Origin of the sequence: Streptosporangium sp. NPDC006930 (assembly GCF_040635605.1) — a bacterium.
GTDB lineage: Bacteria > Actinomycetota > Actinomycetes > Streptosporangiales > Streptosporangiaceae > Streptosporangium.
The window spans coordinates 24,105-40,995 of record NZ_JBEYID010000041.1 but is presented as its reverse complement, the minus strand read 5'-3'; the positions used below and the strand labels follow the sequence as shown (position 1 = coordinate 40,995).

Annotated in this window: 10 protein-coding genes; 2 read left to right on the top strand and 8 right to left on the bottom strand. The window is 71.4% G+C overall.

Annotated elements, in window-relative coordinates; genetic code table 11:
- The 4 genes from ABZ664_RS38440 to ABZ664_RS38425 form a co-directional block, all read right to left on the bottom strand.
- Positions 1–5,492 (bottom strand): beta-ketoacyl synthase N-terminal-like domain-containing protein (locus ABZ664_RS38440; protein ID WP_362522018.1); only part of this gene is annotated, 5,492 nt, incomplete at its 3' end.
- Between the two features lie 166 nt (positions 5,493–5,658).
- Positions 5,659–6,882, bottom strand: coding sequence for a type III PLP-dependent enzyme (locus ABZ664_RS38435; RefSeq protein ID WP_362522015.1), 1,224 nt, complete (start codon positions 6,880–6,882; stop codon positions 5,659–5,661).
- Complete coding sequence (locus tag ABZ664_RS38430; protein WP_362522013.1) at positions 6,879–8,411, bottom strand: AMP-binding protein; 1,533 nt, start codon at positions 8,409–8,411, stop codon at positions 6,879–6,881. Before ABZ664_RS38430 ends, ABZ664_RS38435 begins: the two co-directional genes overlap by 4 nt.
- 290 nt (positions 8,412–8,701) lie before the next feature.
- Positions 8,702–10,240: an AMP-binding protein gene (locus ABZ664_RS38425; RefSeq protein ID WP_362522011.1), complete on the bottom strand. Its 1,539-nt coding sequence runs from the start codon at positions 10,238–10,240 to the stop codon at positions 8,702–8,704.
- Positions 10,241–10,501: 261 nt separating this feature from the next.
- Between ABZ664_RS38425 and ABZ664_RS38420 the strand changes: the two genes are divergently transcribed.
- Positions 10,502–10,750, top strand: a complete 249-nt coding sequence (locus tag ABZ664_RS38420) for an acyl carrier protein (protein WP_362522008.1) — start codon at positions 10,502–10,504, stop codon at positions 10,748–10,750.
- A gap of 57 nt (positions 10,751–10,807) precedes the next feature.
- Here ABZ664_RS38420 and ABZ664_RS38415 read toward each other — a convergent pair whose 3' ends face one another.
- The 4 genes from ABZ664_RS38415 to rfbC all read right to left on the bottom strand — a co-directional run bounded on the left by ABZ664_RS38415 (position 10,808) and on the right by rfbC (position 14,599).
- On the bottom strand, positions 10,808–11,758 hold the full coding sequence (locus tag ABZ664_RS38415) for an ACP S-malonyltransferase (protein ID WP_362522006.1): 951 nt from the start codon (positions 11,756–11,758) through the stop codon (positions 10,808–10,810).
- Between the two features lie 4 nt (positions 11,759–11,762).
- Positions 11,763–12,662: a proline iminopeptidase-family hydrolase gene (locus ABZ664_RS38410; RefSeq protein WP_362522004.1), complete on the bottom strand. Its 900-nt coding sequence runs from the start codon at positions 12,660–12,662 to the stop codon at positions 11,763–11,765.
- 157 nt (positions 12,663–12,819) lie between these two features.
- Entirely contained in the window at positions 12,820–13,944 is a 1,125-nt protein-coding gene (locus tag ABZ664_RS38405; protein WP_362522002.1) for a DegT/DnrJ/EryC1/StrS family aminotransferase, read from the bottom strand.
- A 25-nt stretch (positions 13,945–13,969) separates the two neighbouring features.
- Positions 13,970–14,599: a dTDP-4-dehydrorhamnose 3,5-epimerase gene (gene rfbC / locus ABZ664_RS38400; RefSeq protein ID WP_362522000.1), complete on the bottom strand. Its 630-nt coding sequence runs from the start codon at positions 14,597–14,599 to the stop codon at positions 13,970–13,972.
- A 790-nt stretch (positions 14,600–15,389) separates the two neighbouring features.
- Here rfbC and ABZ664_RS38395 point away from each other — a divergent pair.
- Positions 15,390–16,838: a carboxyl transferase domain-containing protein gene (locus tag ABZ664_RS38395; protein ID WP_362521997.1), complete on the top strand. Its 1,449-nt coding sequence runs from the start codon at positions 15,390–15,392 to the stop codon at positions 16,836–16,838.
- Positions 16,839–16,891 lie beyond the last annotated feature (53 nt).

Genomic DNA, 16,891 nt, shown 5'->3' with positions numbered 1-16,891 from the left:
GCCTCCGGCGCCCGCCGCACATCCCACGACCGCACCGGCAACGGCCGCAACACCCCCCGCCCGAACAGCCCAAGCACCTCCGCCAACATGTCGCGCAGGCGGTCGAACCCCGCCTCCATCAGCGAGTACGGGATGTAGTCGACTCCGGGACACGTGGTGGCGATCTCCTCGGGGGCGCGCAGGTCGGTCTTGCCGATCTCCAGGAACCGGCCGCCTCGGGGCAGCAGACGCAAGGAGGCGTCCACGAACTCACGCGCCAGCGAGTTCAGCACCACATCCACCCCGCGACCACCCGTCACCCCCAGGAAACGCTCCTCGAAGTCCAGATCCCGCGACGAGGAGATGTGCTCCTCATCCAGCCCCAACGACCGCAACACCCCCCACTTGGCAGGACTCGCCGTCGCGAACACCTCCGCCCCCAGATACCGCGCCAGCTGCACCGCCGCCATACCCACCCCACCGGCACCCGCGTGCACCAGCACCGACTCCCCTGAGCTCAGGCCGCCGAGCTGGACGAGCCCGTAGTAGGCGGTGAGGTAGACCACCGGGACGGACGCGGCCCGCTCGAAGGTCCAGCCCTGGGGAATCGGCGCGAGCAGCCGCCGGTCGGTCACCCCCACCGGGCCGAACGCGCCGTCCAGCAGACCGAAGACCCGGTCACCGGGCGCCAGGTCGTCCACCCCGGCACCGACCTCCAGCACCACGCCGGCGATCTCTCCGCCGATGGGCTCGTCGTTCTCGGGCACCATGCCCAGGGTGACGACCAGGTCCCGGAAGTTGAGCCCGGCCGCGCGGATGGAGACCCGCACCTCACCGGCCTCCAGTGCCCTCGCCGCCTCGGGTGCCGGGACCAGCGCCAGGTCCGACAGGCTCCCCTTGACCGGCGCGTCCAGCCGCCACTCGGCCACCCCCGCCGGCACCGCGAGCCCGTCCCCGCCCGCCGCCCGCGCCAGGCGGGGGACGAGCACCGTGCCGGACCGTACGGCCAGCTGCGGCTCGCCGGAGCCCGCGGCCGCGAGCAGGGCCGCGCCCGGCACGTCGTGCTCGTCGAGGTCCACCAGCACGATGCGATCCGGGTTCTCCGACTGCGCCGACCGCAGCAGGCCCCACACCGGCGCGTTCGCCAGGTCGCGCACATCCTCACCGGGCCCGGTCGCGACGGCGCCCCGGGTCACCACCACCAGCAGCGCCGACCCGAACCGCTCCTCGGCCAGCCACTCCCGCACCAGCCCCAGAGCCCGGCGCGTGGCCTGTCGTGCCTCGCCCGCCACATCCGCGTCGGCCCCGGCTCCCGAGAAGGAGGTGAACACCAGGTCGGGAACCGCGTCCGCACCCGCGAGCGACCCCAGGTCGGCGAACTCCCCGCCCACCACGCCCGCCGACCGCAGGCCGTGCGTGTCGGGGCCGAGCAGGGCGGCCCCGCTCGCCCCCGGCGTCTCCACCACCGGCAGCACCGCCCAGTCGAGGCGGAACAGGGAGTCGTGACGCGAGGTGGTGGCCGCGGAGAGCGACTCTGCGGAGACGGGGCGCGAGACCAGCGAGCGTACGGACGCGACGGCGGCCCCTGAGGTGTCGGCCAGCCGCAGTGACACGGTGTCCGGACCCTCCGACCACAGCCGCACCCGCACGGCGGAGGCGCCGGTGGCATAAAGGGAGACCCCGCTCCAGGCGAACGGCAGGCTCACGCCGCGCCCTGCGGTCTCCTGCTCGCCCTCCAGCAGCGATTCGGCGTGCAGGGCGGCGTCCAGCAGCGCCGGGTGCAGGCCGAACCTCCCGGCGTCGGCGGCCACGCCCTGGGGCAGGTCCACCTCCGCGAAGATCTCCTCACCGCGCCGCCAGGCCGCCCGCACCCCCTGGAACACCGGGCCGTAGCCGTAACCCTGGCCCGCCAGCCGCTCGTACAGGCCGTCCACCTCCACCGGCGTCGCATTCGCCGGAGGCCACTCGACGAGATCGAACACCTCCGGAGATCCGGCAGGGGTCACGAAACCGGTCGCGTGACGGGTCCACGGGGCGTCGAGCGGGGCGCTCTCCGAGCGCGAGTGGACGGCGACCGGACGGCGACCGGACCCGTCGGGCGCACCTACCGACACCTGTACCTGCACGCCGTCGTCCCCCAGCGGCAGCGGCGCCTCCAGGGCCAACTCGTCCACCACCCCGCATCCCACCTGGTCACCGGCACGCACCGCCAGCTCCACGAACGCCGTACCCGGCAGCAGCACGGTGCCCGAGGCCGCGTGGTCGGCGAGCCAGGGGTGGGTCTGCAGCGAGAGGCGGCCGGCGAACAGCACCCCGTCGGAGTCGGCGAGCATCACGGCCGCGCCCAGCAGCGGGTGCTCGGCGGCGACCAGCCCCGCCGAGGTGACGTCGCCTCCGGACACGTCGGCGTCCAGCCAGAAGCTTCGGTGCTGGAAGGCGTAGGTGGGCAGGTCGACCCGCCGCGGGCCGTACGGGGCGAACGCCTGCTCCCAGTCGACGCTCAGGCCGCGGACGTGGGCCTCGGCCGCCGAGGCGAGGAAACGGCGCGGGCCGCCCTCGTCGCGGCGCAGGGAGCCGAAGGCGGAGGCGTCGACGCCGGCCTCGTCGATCGTGTCCTGGACGCTCATCACGAGCACCGGGTGCGGGCTCGACTCCAGGAACACGCGGTGTCCCTCGGCCAGCAGCATCCGGACCACCTGGTGGAACTCCACCGGGTAGCGGGCGTTGCCGAACCAGTATTCGGCGGTCAGCTCGGCGGTGTCGAGCAGGCCGCCGGTCACCGTCGAGTAGAACGGGGTGTGGCCGGTCTTCGGGGAGACCGGGGCGAGCAGTTCCAGCAGCCGCTCGCGCAGCGGATCGACCTGGGCGCAGTGTGAGGCGACCGAGGAGGCAGGCACGCGGCGGGCGCGCACGCCCTCGGCCTCGCATCCGGCGACCAGCTCGGCCAGGGCGCCGGCGTCGCCGACCACGGTCGAGGAGCGGGGGCCGTTCTTGCCGCCGACGGACAGCTTGCCGTGCCAGCGGGCGAGCCGCCGCTCGACCTCGTCGGCGGGCAGCGCGACCGCGGCGACCCCGCCCTTGCCCAGCAGGGTCTCGGTGAACAGCCGGCTGCGCAGCACGATCACGCGTACCGCGTCGGCCAGCGACAATCCTCCGGCCACATACGCGGCGGCCACCTCGCCCTGCGAGTGACCGACGACGGCGGCCGGCCTGACCCCGTAGGACTCCCAGAGCGCGGCGAGCGAGACCATCACCGCGAACAGCACCGGCTGGACCACGTCCAGCCGGTCCAGGGAGGGCGCGTCCGGTGCGCCGCGCAGCACGTCGAGCAGTCTCCAGTCCACGTGGGTCTCGATCTCCGCCGCGCATTCCTCCATGCTCCGCGCGAAGACGGGGAAGGAGTCGAGCAACTCGACGGCCATTCCCGCCCACTGGGACCCCTGACCGGGGAAGACGAAGATCGGGCCTTCCCCGGCGGAGGCGACGCCCTCGACCACGCCGGGGGCCGACTCGCCCTCGGCGAGGGCGGCGAGGGCGGCGAGCAGTTCCTGCCTGTCCCCGGCGACGACCACGGCGCGGTGGTCCCACGCCGACCGTGTGGTCAGCAGGGAGTGTCCGAGATCGACCAGTCCCAGGTCCTCGTGGGCCTCCACGTGGGCGGCGAGGCGCGCGGCCTGGTCGCGCAGCGCCTTCTCTCCCCTGGCCGACAGCGCCACCGGCACCGCGGCGGGCTCGGTCCGCTCCTTCGCGACGGCGGCCGGCGCTGCGCCCTCGCCGCCCTCGCCGCCCTCGCCGCCCACGTCGTCCGGGACGCGCTCGGCGGCCGGGGACTCCTCCAGGATCACGTGGGCGTTGGTGCCGCTGACGCCGAAGGAGGACACCGCGGCCCGGCGCGGGGCGCCGGACTTGTCCCAGGGCAGGTCCTCGGTCAGCAGTTCGACGGCGCCGACGGACCAGTTGACGTACGGGGAGGGCTCGTCGACGTGCAGGGTGCGGGGCAGCACGCGGTGCCGCATCGCCATCACCATCTTGATCACACCGGCCGAGCCGGCGGCCGCCTGGGTGTGGCCGATGTTCGACTTGATCGAGCCCAGTTTGAGCGGCCGGGCGTCGCCACGGTCGCGCCCGTACGTCGCCAGCAGGGCGTGCGCCTCGATCGGGTCACCCAGCTTGGTGCCGGTGCCGTGCGCCTCGACCACGTCGACGTCCCCGCTGGACAGTCCGGCGTTCGCCATCGCCTGGCGGATGACCCGCTCCTGCGAGGGGCCGTTCGGCGCGGTCAGCCCGCTGCTGGCACCGTCCTGGTTGATCGCCGAGCCACGGATGACCGCCAGCACCGGGTGCCCGGCGCGCACCGCGTCCGAGAGCCGTTCGACCACGATGACGCCGACACCCTCGGAGAAGCCGGTGCCGTTGGCGGAGGCGGAGAACGCCTTGCAGCGGCCGTCGGCGGCGATCACGCCCTGCCGGCTGAACGCGGTGTAGGTACCGGGGGTGGACATCACGGTCACGCCGCCGGCGAGGGCGAGCGAGGTCTCGCCGGTCCGCAGCGACTGGCAGGCGAGGTGGATCGCGACCAGGGAGGCGGAACAGGCGGTGTCGACGGTGAGGGTCGGACCCTCCAGGCCGAGGGCGTAGGCGATCCGGCCGGACACCACGCTGGTGGCGTTGCCGGTGACGAGGTATCCCTCGATCTCCCTGGGCGCCTTGTCCAGGCGGGGTCCGTAGTCCTGCGGCTCCGCGCCGATGAACACGCCGGTCTGGCTGCCCTTCAGCGAACGCGGGTCGATACCGGCTCGTTCGAAGGCCTCCCAGGCGGTCTCCAGGAGGAGGCGCTGCTGCGGGTCCATCGCCTCGGCCTCGCGCGGGTTGATCCCGAAGAAGTCGGGGTCGAACTCCGCGGCGTCGTGCAGGAAGTGCCCCACGCGCGCGTAGCTGGTGTTGGACTTCGCCGGATCGTCGTCGAACAGCCGGCCCAGATCCCACCCACGGTCCGTGGGAAACCCGGTGACCGTCTCGCGCCCCTCGGCGACGAGCCGCCACAGCTCCTCGGGAGTGGCGACGCCGCCCGGGTAGCGGCAGCCGATGCCGACGATCGCGATCGGCTCGTCGGAACCGGCGGCCGCGCGGACCTCGGAGACCCTCTCCCCTGCCAGGTCGAGGACCTCGGTGAACAGGTAGGCGGCGACGGCCGCCGGGGTGGGGTGGTCGAAGGCGATCGTCATCGGCAGCTCCGCGCCGATCCTCTCGGCCAGCCGGTCGTGCAGTTCGACGGCGGCGAGCGAGTCGAAGCCCATCTCCCTGAACGCCTGGTCGGGGTTCACCTCCTCCGGCGCGTACGGGAGCATGTTCCCCAGGATCTCGACGGTCAGGTCGTGCACGAGCCCGACCAGGAAGCCGAGCCGCCGCTCGACGGGCAGGTCCGCGAGGGATGACGCGAACGCCGAAGGTTCTCCCTGCCTGCCGCCCGCCACGTCGGAGGTGCTGGAAACGAACTGCTCGGACTCGCTCATCGGTCCACTCCACGTCGTGTGAAAAGCCGTATAGGTCTTCGAAGTCGGCGGAGACCACCGCGGGTCCGCGCCGGACGGCCCCGCCGCTCCGCCCTGCCGGGGCTCGTGCCGCCGAGGTCAGGGCCCGGCAGGGGCTCGGGCCACTGAGGTCGGGGCCGGTGGGATCTCAGTCGTATTTCCTGGTGAACTCGACGCGCGAGGCGGACACGACCTCGCCGCCGCGTACGACGACCTCGGTGGGCGCGGGGCGCCCGAGGAACATCAGCAGGCTCGCGGTCATCCCGTACGCGCCGGCGTTGGGGATGCTTACCACGTCGCCGACCTTGAGCACCGGTAGCGGCACGTTCTTGCCGAGCACGTCGCCCGGCGTGCACAACGGCCCCGCCAGGGTCGCGACCTCCCGCTCGGCGGGGTCGGTCTCCTCCAGCCGCACCGACACCGGCAACAGCCGGCCCAGTCCTGACATGCCGCCGAGGGTGTTGATGCCCGCGTCGAGGATGACGAACTTGCGGCCCCGGCTCTCCTTGATGTTGACCACGGTGCACAGCAGCTCCCCGCAGTCGCCGACCAGGTGACGGCCTGACTCGCAGGCGATCCGAGGGACGCCGCGGCGCCAGTCGGGGAACTCCTCGTCGAGGATTCCTTCCAGCTCCGCGCGGAGGTTGGGGTAGGCGGGCCGCTCTCCCGGCGAGAGGTACGGGGCGGCGAATCCCCCGCCGATGTCCAGGAGGTGGACGGGCAGGCCCACCTCCCGCCGGAGTCGCGCGGCGACGGAGATGGTGTGGCGAAACTCGCCGACGAGGCTCTCCTCGTCCTTGGCGTTGCTCAGTGAGAACAGGTGGGCCCCGAACAGCCGGGTGCCGGGCACCGCGCGCAGCTCGGGCATCAGCTCCGGCAGCGTCTCGCTGTCGATGCCGAACTGCGACGGCGTGCCGGTCATCCTGATGCTGGTGGCGGCGCTTGAGGTGGCGCTGTTGACGCGCAGCAGGCAGTCGGCGACCACGCCGTGCCCGGTCGCGACCTCTCCCACGTGCCGCAGGTCGCTCGGCGACTCCACGGAGAACGAGGTGACCCCGGCGCCGATCGCGACCTCCAGCTCCTCGTGGGTCTTGCCCGGCCCGGTGTAGAGCATCTCGGGGCCGGTGAAACCGGCCTCCAGCGCGGCGGTCAGCTCTCCGGTCGAGCTGATCTCGGCCAGGCAGCCGCGCTCACCGTCCCCGCGCAGCGCCCGCGCGATCTGCGGGTGCGGGTTGGCCTTGAAGGAGAAGAAGAGTTCGAAGCCCTCGGGAAGCGAGGACAGCAGGGAGTCACGGGCGGCCGTGACACGGTCGAGGTCGTAGACGTACAGCGGGGAGCCGTACCTGGCGACGAGGTCCGCGTTCCGCGTCATCGCGCGCTCTCCTCCAGCAGCGACGCCAGCCGCTTGCGCTCGTTCTTGCCGTTGAGGGTGAGGGGGAACCTGTCGAGCACGTGGCAGGCGGCGGGCACCTTCGGCGGTTCCAGCCGCCTGGCCAGCTCGCGCAGCACCACGTGGGAGGGCAGGTCACCCTCCACGAACACGACGAGGTCGCGGTGCTCGTCGGGGGGCAGCGCGACCGCCGCCGTGACGCCGGGGATGTCCATCGCGGCGGCCTCGATCTCCACCGTGCTCATCCGGGTGCCCTTGCGTTTGAACATGTCGTCTCGTCGCCCCTGGAAGTAGAGGTAGCCGTCCTCGTCGAGCCGTCCGTAGTCGCCGGTGTGCAGGCGCACCTCGCCGGTGTCGGGGTCGGGGCGGTAGGCGCGCGCGGTCAGGACGGGGTCGCGCCAGTAGCCGGCCATCACGTTCGGCCCGGCCACGACGATCTCCCCGACCTCCCCCGGGGGCACCGGGCGGCCCTCGCCGTCCAGGATGAGCACCCGGGTGCCCGGTAGCGGCCTGCCGGACGCGCCGGGACGCTCGGTGTCGAGCTCCGGTTCCATGATGGTGACGCGCTTGCACTCGGTGATGCCGTACATCCGGACCACCCGCGCGCCGGGAAACGACTCGTGCAGGCTGTCGATGGTCGCGGTCGGCAGCGCCGCCCCGGTGTTGGTGAACATCCGCACGGTGGGCGCGGAGCCGGGGGCGCGCCTGGCCAGGGTCGCGATCATCCCGCCCAGGGAGGGGACGACCGGGACGATCGTGGCTCCGCACTCGCGGATCTGCCGCAGCAGCACCAGGTCCGGCTCGTCACCGGCCAGCACCAGCTCCGCGTGACCGAGGGCGGACAGGAAGATCTGGTACAGGCCGTAGTCGAAGGACATCGGCGGGCGGCAGAAGACCACGTCGCCTCGCCGGTAGCCGAGCACCGCGTTGATGGCGGAGGCGGCGTAGGTGACCCGGGCGTGCGGGCAGACCACGGCCTTGGGCGCGGCGGTGCTGCCCGAGGTGTAGATGAGGATCGCCACGTCCTCCGGGAAGATCTTGACGGGCTCGCGCTCGGCGGGCCGGCCGGCCCGCTCCTCCACCTCGGCCCAGATCTCGTCGATGTCGTGTACGGGCACCTCGGTGCCGGTCTCCCGCACGGTCTCCCCGGAGCTCCCGGTCCCGATGACCAGCGCGGGTTCGGAGTCCTTCAGGACCGATCCCAGGTGGAAGGACTTCATGCCGGGGTTCAGCGGCACGAGGACGGCGCCGCGTCTGGAGACGCCGTAGACGATGGGGGCCACCTCACGCCGGTTGGGGAGTTGGACGATCACCCGGTCGCCGGGGATCACCCCCCGGTCCGCCAGCCAGCCGTCGAAGGCGTGGCTGAGTTCGACGACCCGCTGGTAGCTCCACGCGCCCCGCGAGTCGCGGACCGCGGGTTCGGCCGGGCCCGCGGCCGCGGCGTCGTCCAGCAGGTGGTGCAGGAGATCCGACCGCAGTGGCGGTGTCCCGGGTACCAAGCCTTCCAACGCGACTCTCCCGTTCCTGAATGAAAAAAGAATTCACTCCGGCTCTCACACCACTTACTCAATAAGTGGGAGCCGAACAAATACATGGAAACGTTACCCCGGCACTCCCCGGACCCCACACCCCTACGCCCCCCTAAAGGATTCCGAGATCATCCACGCATGCTCGGCACCCTTTTCCGAGGCGGCTTCCAGGAGAACACATTCGCTGTCCTGGGCGCCATTGGGTGTGGCGCTGCAGGACCTGACGGGTGAAATTCCGTATCCATGGGTCGCGCCGTTTCCGGCAACCGTCACACAGACCGGCCGGCACCGGCGAGCACGGTGGTGGCCCGGTCGCGCAGGCCCGCACGGTCGACCTTGCGATTGGGGTTCAGCGGCAGCTCGTCCATGTGCCGGTAGTGGCGGGGGACGATGCCCGGCGGCAGGACCCGGCGGAGCCCGGCGGCGAGGTCCGCCGGGCGCGAGGGCGTCCCGGTGTAGAACACGACGAGCTCGGTGACGCCGTTGATGGTGCTGCTCACGGTCACCGCGTCGTCGACCCCTTCGCAGCCGCACACGGCGTGGTCGATCTCGGCGAGCTCCACCCGCCAGCCCTGCACCTGCACCTGCGCGTCGGCCCTGCCCAGGTAGACCAGCTCGCCGTTGGCCGCCCGGCGGATCCGGTCGCCGGTGTTGTACCAGGTGCGCCCGTCGCGCTCGACGAACCGGCCGTCGTCGTCGGCGGGGTCGAGGTAGCCGGGGGTGGTCTGCGGCCCGGTGATCCACAGTTCGCCCTCGACCTCGGCGGGCCGGCCCTCGTCGTCCAGGAGCACGTGGTCGTGCCCGTCGTTGACGGTTCCGATCGGCGACATGCCGTTCACGCCCAGAGCCGGGGAGGTCTCCTGGTCCCAGCGATGACCGGCGATGGTGATGGTGAGCTCGGTCGGCCCGTAGAGGTTCTCCAGCGCGCAGGCGCCCGCCGCCCGTTGCCAGTCGGCGGCGTCGGCGCACTTCAGCGCCTCGCCGGCGAAGAAGCTCCAGCGCAGGTCGGGCATCGTGCCCGGCTCCAGGCGGCCCGTCCTGCGGACCATGGAGATGGCGCTCGGCGTGGAGAACCACACCGTGACGCCCTGCTGCCGCAAAAAGGCCGGCAGGTCCCGGTAGGCGTGCGGCGGTACGGCGACCGCCGTGGCCCCGGCGCCCCAGGCGCAGAACAGGTCGAACATCGCGCAGTCGAAGGTCAGGTCGAAGGTCTGCGAGAAGACGTCGTCCGGGGTGAAGTCGTAGCGCGCGTCGAGGAGGTCGAAGTAGTGAGCGGTGTTGCCGTGGGTGATCGGCACCCCCTTGGGGCGCCCGGTGGAGCCGGAGGTGAACAGCACGTACGCGACGTCGGAGGGGGCGACGGGACGCGGACGCGCGAGCGCGCACTCCGGATCGAAGGAGGTGATCGCCGGTTCGAGAACCTCGACGTCCAGCCCCGCCTCGCGCAGCTCGGCGGCTCGCGCCCTGCCACGGCCGTCGACGATCAGCGTGGAGACCCCCGCGGCCTCGATCATCTGCCGGGTGCGGGCCGCGGGGAAGTCCGGCTGCAGCGGCACGACGGTCGCCCCGGCGAACAGTCCGGCGAGGATGCCGGTGTAGGAGGTGGCCCCCTTGGCGGCGAGCACCCCGACGGCCCCGAGCGGGGAGGGGGTGAGGAGTGGCAGCGCCCCGGCCCACAGCAGCGCCGAACGGTGGACCTCGGCGTAGGTGGCGACGGCACCGTCGACACGGAAGGCCGCCCGTCCCGGAGACACCTCCAGGCCGCGCAGGAAACGCGCGTAGAGGGCGTGCGAGCTTTCTCCGTTCATTTCCATCCTAAGATCTCGACGAGTATCCGTAGTTATTCGGATACGCTTCACGGAAAGCGCGGGGACAATTAAATTAATTCCGGCCGGCTCGATGGACATCGAAGCGCACGCGCGCTAGATTCAACAACGGAAGGGCTGATTCCACAGCGTCGCCCGGTGCGGGCACCGACTTCGACGGCGAATTCCGCGAACCACGGCCCCGCCCCTCCTTTTCGCACGCCCGCTCATCGCGACTCTCCTTGAGAAGGGAAATCGATTGCCATGTGGGACGATCGTTTCGAGGAAACCCTGCGCAGGCAGCTCCCCTTTCTGCCCGCCGACGAGAGGATCCGGGAGGACACCGGCCTGTCCGACTTCGGGCTGGACTCGCTCGGCATCGTCGAGTTGCTGGCCACGCTGGAGGAGGAGTACGGGGTGAGGTTCAGGGACGAGGCGCTGACCATGGAGACCTTCGAGACGCCGGGGACGCTCTGGAAGGCGCTGTCGGGGATGTTCAGACCCGTCGCCTGACCGGTGACCTGACCGAGGGTGCCCGCGGGACACCTCCCCGCGGATCCGCGGGCCCCCTCACGCACCTGAGCGCCGCACCGGCTGCGGCATCGTCGCCACCCGGGGATTCACCGGGACCACCGTGAAGTTCCTCGTCGTGACGGGCACCCGCCCGAACAGGCTGTCCTGCCCGGCGACGCAGACTCTGGCCACGCCGAGCTCCCGAAGGGTGGCCACCACCTCTGGCCAGCGCAGCGCTCGGACGAAGCCGTCCAGCAGCATCGTCCGCACCGCCTCCCCCGTCCTCAGCACGGTCCCGTCGTGGTCGTCGACGACCGGCAGGCGCGGATCGGCGAAACGCAGGCCGTCGAGAACCTCCTCCGCGGCCCTGCGTCGCAGCGGCTCGAACGCGGCCGAGTGCATCGGGGGGCGCATGGTGTAGAGGGAGAGACCCCCGAGGGAGCGCACCCGCCCCTGCAGCCACTCGACCCGCCGCTCGCGCAGGGACAGCATGTGGAAGTCGTGGTCGATGCGGCAGGAGAGGTCGTACCACTCGTTCCCCGCGTCCAGCTCCGCCAGCACCTCCTTCAGCGCGGGCTCGGGGACGCGGACGAAGGAGTGGGTGACGACGTCGGTGTGCTCGCGGCCGAAGTAGTCCTCGGTGACGCGGGCCAGCCCCGCGGTCACGCGCACGGCGTCCTCGAAGGACAGCGCGCCCGAGTAGGCCGCGGCGGCCTTGCCTCCGAAGCTGGGTCCCGCGCACACCTCGGGCTCGACGCCGAGCTCCCGCTCCGCCCAGTCGGCCAGGGCGAGGCAGTTCACCATGAACGCGACCTGGGCCGCCTCCGTGTAGTCGTCTCCCGAGTCGCGGAAGCGGTCGACCAGCGAGTAGCCGAGCGCGTCGTCGGCGAGGGCGACCAGCCGCCGCGCCGAGGGGTTGTCGAGCATGAACCCGGCGACGTCGGCGAACCTGGTGGGGCCCATACCGGGAAAGACGATCGCCGTGACGGCCTTGGCGCCGGTCTCCATATCGCTATTCCAAACTCTTGAGAAACTCGATCATGACCGCGATGAAGCGCTCCGGCTCCTCCAGGTGCGGAGTGTGGCTGGAGTCCTCGAAGATCTCCCAGCGCGCGCCGGGGACGAGCTCGGCGTACGGCCGGACCGTGGCGGGAGTGGCCTCGTCGTGCCGCCCGGAGATCACCAGCGTGGGCACCTCGATGTCGGGCAGGCAGTCGACGACCCCCCAGTCCCGCAGCGAGCCGATCACGTGGAACTCGCTGGGCCCGTTCATCGCGTAGTAGACGGTGGGATCGTTGTAGATCTCCATGAACGTGGCGACGAACTCGCGCGGCCATGGCCGGAGCGTGCAGACATGCCTGTTGTAGAAGACCATCATGGCGTCGAAGTACTCCTTGGAGTCCGTCGTGCCCGCGGCCTCGTGCTCGCGCAGCGTGTCGTCGACGCCGGGCGGCAGCCTGTCGCGCAGGACCCGCATCTCGCTCAGCCACAGCGGATACGAGGCGGGGGCGTTGGCGACCACCAGACCGCGCAGGCCCGCCGGCCGGGCGGAGGCGTGCTTCGCCGCGAGCAGGCCGCCCCACGACTGGCCGAACAGCACGTAGTCACCGTCCACGCCCAGCCGTCGCAGCAGGTTGTCCAGCTCGTCGAGGAAGAGCTGCGGCGTCCAGAAGTCAGTGCCCGCGTCGGGCAGGTGGGTGGAGCCGCCGTTGCCCAGCTGGTCGTAGTGGACGACGGGCCATCCCGACTCGGCGAGCACCGCCATGCCGACCAGGTAGTCGTGGGTGCTGCCGGGGCCTCCGTGCAGGGCGACCACGGTCGGCCGCCCCGAGTTGGGCGTGCCGGTCACCCGGTACCAGGTCCGGTGCTCACCGAACGGCACGGTTCCCTTGGCGCTGGGGGCTGTGGACATGTGAACCTCCCTCACCGGATCGGCGTGCCGGGAACGGACTCCGGGCCCGAGGCGCGACGGGCGCCTTCCCGCTCCCGGTGGTTTCCGGGGGTCCGGTGCCCTCGCGCGTCCGGCTCTCCGGGCGGACGGGCACCCGGCCGCCCGGGTGACGGGGGCGTCACCACCCCTTCCTGATCGTGTCGACGATGTGGCCGCGCTGCTCGTCGGTGACCCACGAGCCGACGGGGACGCACACGACGCGCGGGGCGACGCGTTCGAGGTTGGGCAGCAGCGCCGAGTACTCACGCACGCAGGTGTGCAGGTCGTTGCGCTCGTGCACGTTGCTGACCATGATCCCGGCATCGTCCATGCGCTTCATGAACGACTCGCGGTCCTCGACCTTCATCGGGTAGATCCAGAAGGAGGACTCCCGGTCGCCCGCCCGTTCGGTCAGCTCCAGTCCCGGGATCCCGGCGAGCTCACTGTCGTAGAAGGCGGCGTTCTCCCGGTGCCTGGCCAGGACCCGGTCGACGCCCGCGAGATTGGCCAGGCCGATCGAGGCGTTGATGTCGTTCATGTGGAACTTGAAGCCCCACTCCAGGACGTCGGGCGGGTTGCGGAGCCGGTCGGCGGTGCGGTCGATGCCGAACCAGCGCAGCAGCCGGGCGCGCTCGTGCGCCTCGTCGGTGGGCAGCACGATCGCGCCGCCGTCGCCCGAGGTGAGGTGTTTGATGGCCTGGAAGCTGAAGACGGAGATGTTGCCGTGGTTGCCGAGCGGCCTGCCCCGGTAGGTGGCGCCCCAGGCGTGCGCGGAGTCCTCGATCACCGCCGGCCGGAACCCGAACCTGGCCTCGGCCTCGTCGAGGATCTCCTCCAGCCTGTCGAGGTCGACCGGGTAGCCGGCGAAGTGCACGACCATGATGGCGCGCGTCCTGGGCGAGATCTTGCGGGCGAGGTCGTCCAGGTCGACGTTGAGGGTGGCCGGATCGACGTCGACCCAGCGGATGCGCAACCGGTTGGCCAGGATCGCCCAGTTGGTGGCCTCCATGGTCAGCGGCGTGGACAGCACCTCGCCCTCGGGGTCGCCGCCGGGCCCGCCGTCGCCGGCGACCAGGCGCAGCGCCAGGTGCAGGCCGGCCGTGGCGCTGTTGAGGGTGGCCACCCTGGGGTTGCCGATGGCCGCACCCAGGGCTCTCTCGAACTCCTCGACCTTGGCCCCCTGGCCGATCCTGCCGCTGCCCAGGATCTGGGCGACCGCGGCCGGGGCGTCGGCGGACATCGACACGCTGAACAGTGGGATCATCGCTGGCTCCAGGCTTTGCGGGGTTTCATCCGGTGAAGGCGTATTCGTCGAGGTCACCGAGGCCGTCGAGTTCCGCGTACCTGGCCTTGCAGTCGGCGTACGTCGGCAACATGCCGCACTCGGCGGCCTCCCGCAGCGAGGGGGCCACGCGGTCCTTGTCCGACAGCAGCAGCCGCTGCCCCCGCGGCCAGGGCAGGGCCAGTTCCTCGTCCAGCGGGTCGATCTGGATCTGGCCTTCGGGTGACCAGGTGCTGGAGCACAGGTAGACGACCGTGGCGTGCTCGGTCAGCGGGGCGAATCCGTGCGCCAGGCCCTCCGCCAGGTAGAGGGCCTGGCGGTTCTCGGCGCTCAGCGTGACCGCGACGTGGTTGCCGTACGTGGGCGAGCCGACCCGGATGTCGACGAGGATGTCGACGATGGCCCCCTGCGCGCAGGTCACGTAGCGGGCCTGGCCGGGAAGGGCCGTCGCGTGCAACCCGCGGATCGTCCCGCGCCGGGACAGCGAGCAGTTGACCTGGGCGACCGAGAGCGGGTGACCGATGGCCTTGTGGAACGCGGGCTGGTTGAAGACCTCCAGGAACAGCCCTCGGTCATCCGTGAAGATCTGGGGGCTGATCAGGAACGAGCCGTCCACCTCAAGCTGGTGGATCTCCATGTCCGGAACCTTTCTGGGAGCCTGCCATCTGCCGGGGAACACGCGCGGGCCCGCGAAGCCTCTGACCACACGCAGAAAAACCGCACTCGGTCTCTCCGGATGTCACCGAAGATTTTCCTCGCACCATCGGAACGCGCATCGTGAAATCACGCCCGGTTGAATGCGAATTCACCGTGAACCCGCATTCCCGGAAACGTGTTCCGCGCCGGCCCCTCCCGCGCCCTGCCTTTCCGCCGCCTGCCTTCGGAAGGGGATGGACGTGTTTCACAGAGGCTCGGCGAACTGGATCACACGTCCGGCGCCGTTTCTTGTTGACACCGTTCATGGTTGTCAGCGGCACCGCGCGGGACAACCCCTACCTGCCCCTTAACGAGGTGCGCGGGACCGTTCAGATCACGGCGTCCGCGCCGGACCGGTCATCGGCGAAAACTCCGCACGCTCCTGATCTGCGAACAGGTGCCGACATCTCCACCCGGGGCTGCTGACGTGCACTCGCGGAGGGCTCGGTCTCCCCGACCGGTCCCGCGGAAGGATCCGGCACCGCGCGACCGGCGCGGCACGGCCATTCGGATGGACAATCCGTTAGGGGTGCGATAAGGGTTGGTGCTCACCTGGACGACATATAACGTTTCCTCCACATGCCGGGTAAAAACTGCGAACCCCTGTGGCGGTGACTGCGAAACCTCCTGGCCGCCGGCCGCCGATCGCGCCCGTACCTGATTTCGATGGGGGTGCCCCACGTGCAAGGAAAAACGCCCTTCACCGTGTCGACTTTTCTTGGGAATGGATTATGGCACTGACCGCCGGCTATCCGAGCACTCAGCGGGGACCGGAACTCGTCCAGCGAGAGCCCGAGCTCGACCAGCGCGCACCGGCCGTCCGCCTGGCACGGCTGCTCGACCCGGACTCCCTGATCCCGCTGCACGAGGCGGACGGGAGCGGTGTGTCCGCCGTGCGGGGCCGCGTCTCGGGCATCGACGTGATCGCCTACTGCACCGACGCCACCGACATGGGCGGCGCGATGGGCGCCGCGGGCAGCGCCAGGGTCGTGAACGCCATCGACACGGCCCTGCTGGAGGGGGCACCGGTGATCGGCCTGTGGCACTCCGGTGGCGCCAGGCTGGCCGACGGCGTCGAGTCGATGGACGGCGTGGGCCGGATGTTCGCCGCGATGACCAGAGCTTCCGGCCGGGTGCCCCAGGTGTCGGTGGTCCTCGGCCCGGCGGCGGGCGCCGCCGCGTACGGGCCCGCGCTCACCGATGTGGTGATCATGGCGGAGGCCGGCCGGATGTTCGTGACCGGACCCGACGTGGTGCGCGCCGTCACCGGTGAGCAGATCGACATGGAGTCCCTGGGCGGAACCGTCGCGCACGGCAGCAAGTCCGGTGTGGCGCACGTGGTGGTCGCCTCCGAGGCCGAGGCCTACGAGCAGGCGCGCCGGACCGTCGACCTCCTCGCCCGCCGTTCCGGCTTCGACGTCACCGCGGTGCACGAGGGAGCGGACCCTCGGGCACTGCTGCCGGACAACCCTCGCCGGGCCTACGACGTGCACCCTCTGCTGCGCGAGATCCTCGACCCCGGCGTGCCCTTCGTGGAGATGCAGCCCCGCTGGGCGGCGAACGTGGTCGTCGGCCTGGGCCGGCTGGCCGGGGGGTCGGTCGGCGTGGTCGCCAACAACCCGCTGCGCAAGGGCGGCTGCCTCGACTCGCTGAGCGCGGAGAAGGCGTCCAGGTTCGTTCGCATGTGTGACGCGTTCGGGGTGCCCTTGGTGGTCGTCGTGGACGTGCCGGGCTACCTGCCGGGTGTCGGGCAGGAGTGGGGCGGGGTGATCCGGCGCGGGGCCAAGCTCCTGCACGCCTTCGCCGAGGCGGTCGTCCCGCGGGTCACGCTCGTCACCCGCCAGTCCTACGGCGGGGCGTACATCGCGATGAACTCCCGGTCCCTGGGCGCCACCGCGGTGTTCGCCTGGCCGGACGCGAAGGTCGCGGTGATGAGCGCGGAGGCCGCGGTCGGCGTGTTGCACCGCAAGCGGCTCGCCGCCGCCCCTGACGACGAACGCGAGGCGCTGCGGCTGCGGCTCGTCGACGAGCACGTCCGTACGGCGGGAGGGGTGAACCGCGCGCTCTCCCTCGGCGTCGTCGACGAGGTGATCAACCCGGTGGAGACCCGGCGCAGGATCGCCGAGGCCCTCGCCGCCGCCCCGGCCCAACGTGGCCGACACGGGAACATCCCCCTCTGAAACTCTCCTCCGATCTCTCCCCCGAGTCCCGTGACCGTCGCGGCAAGACCACT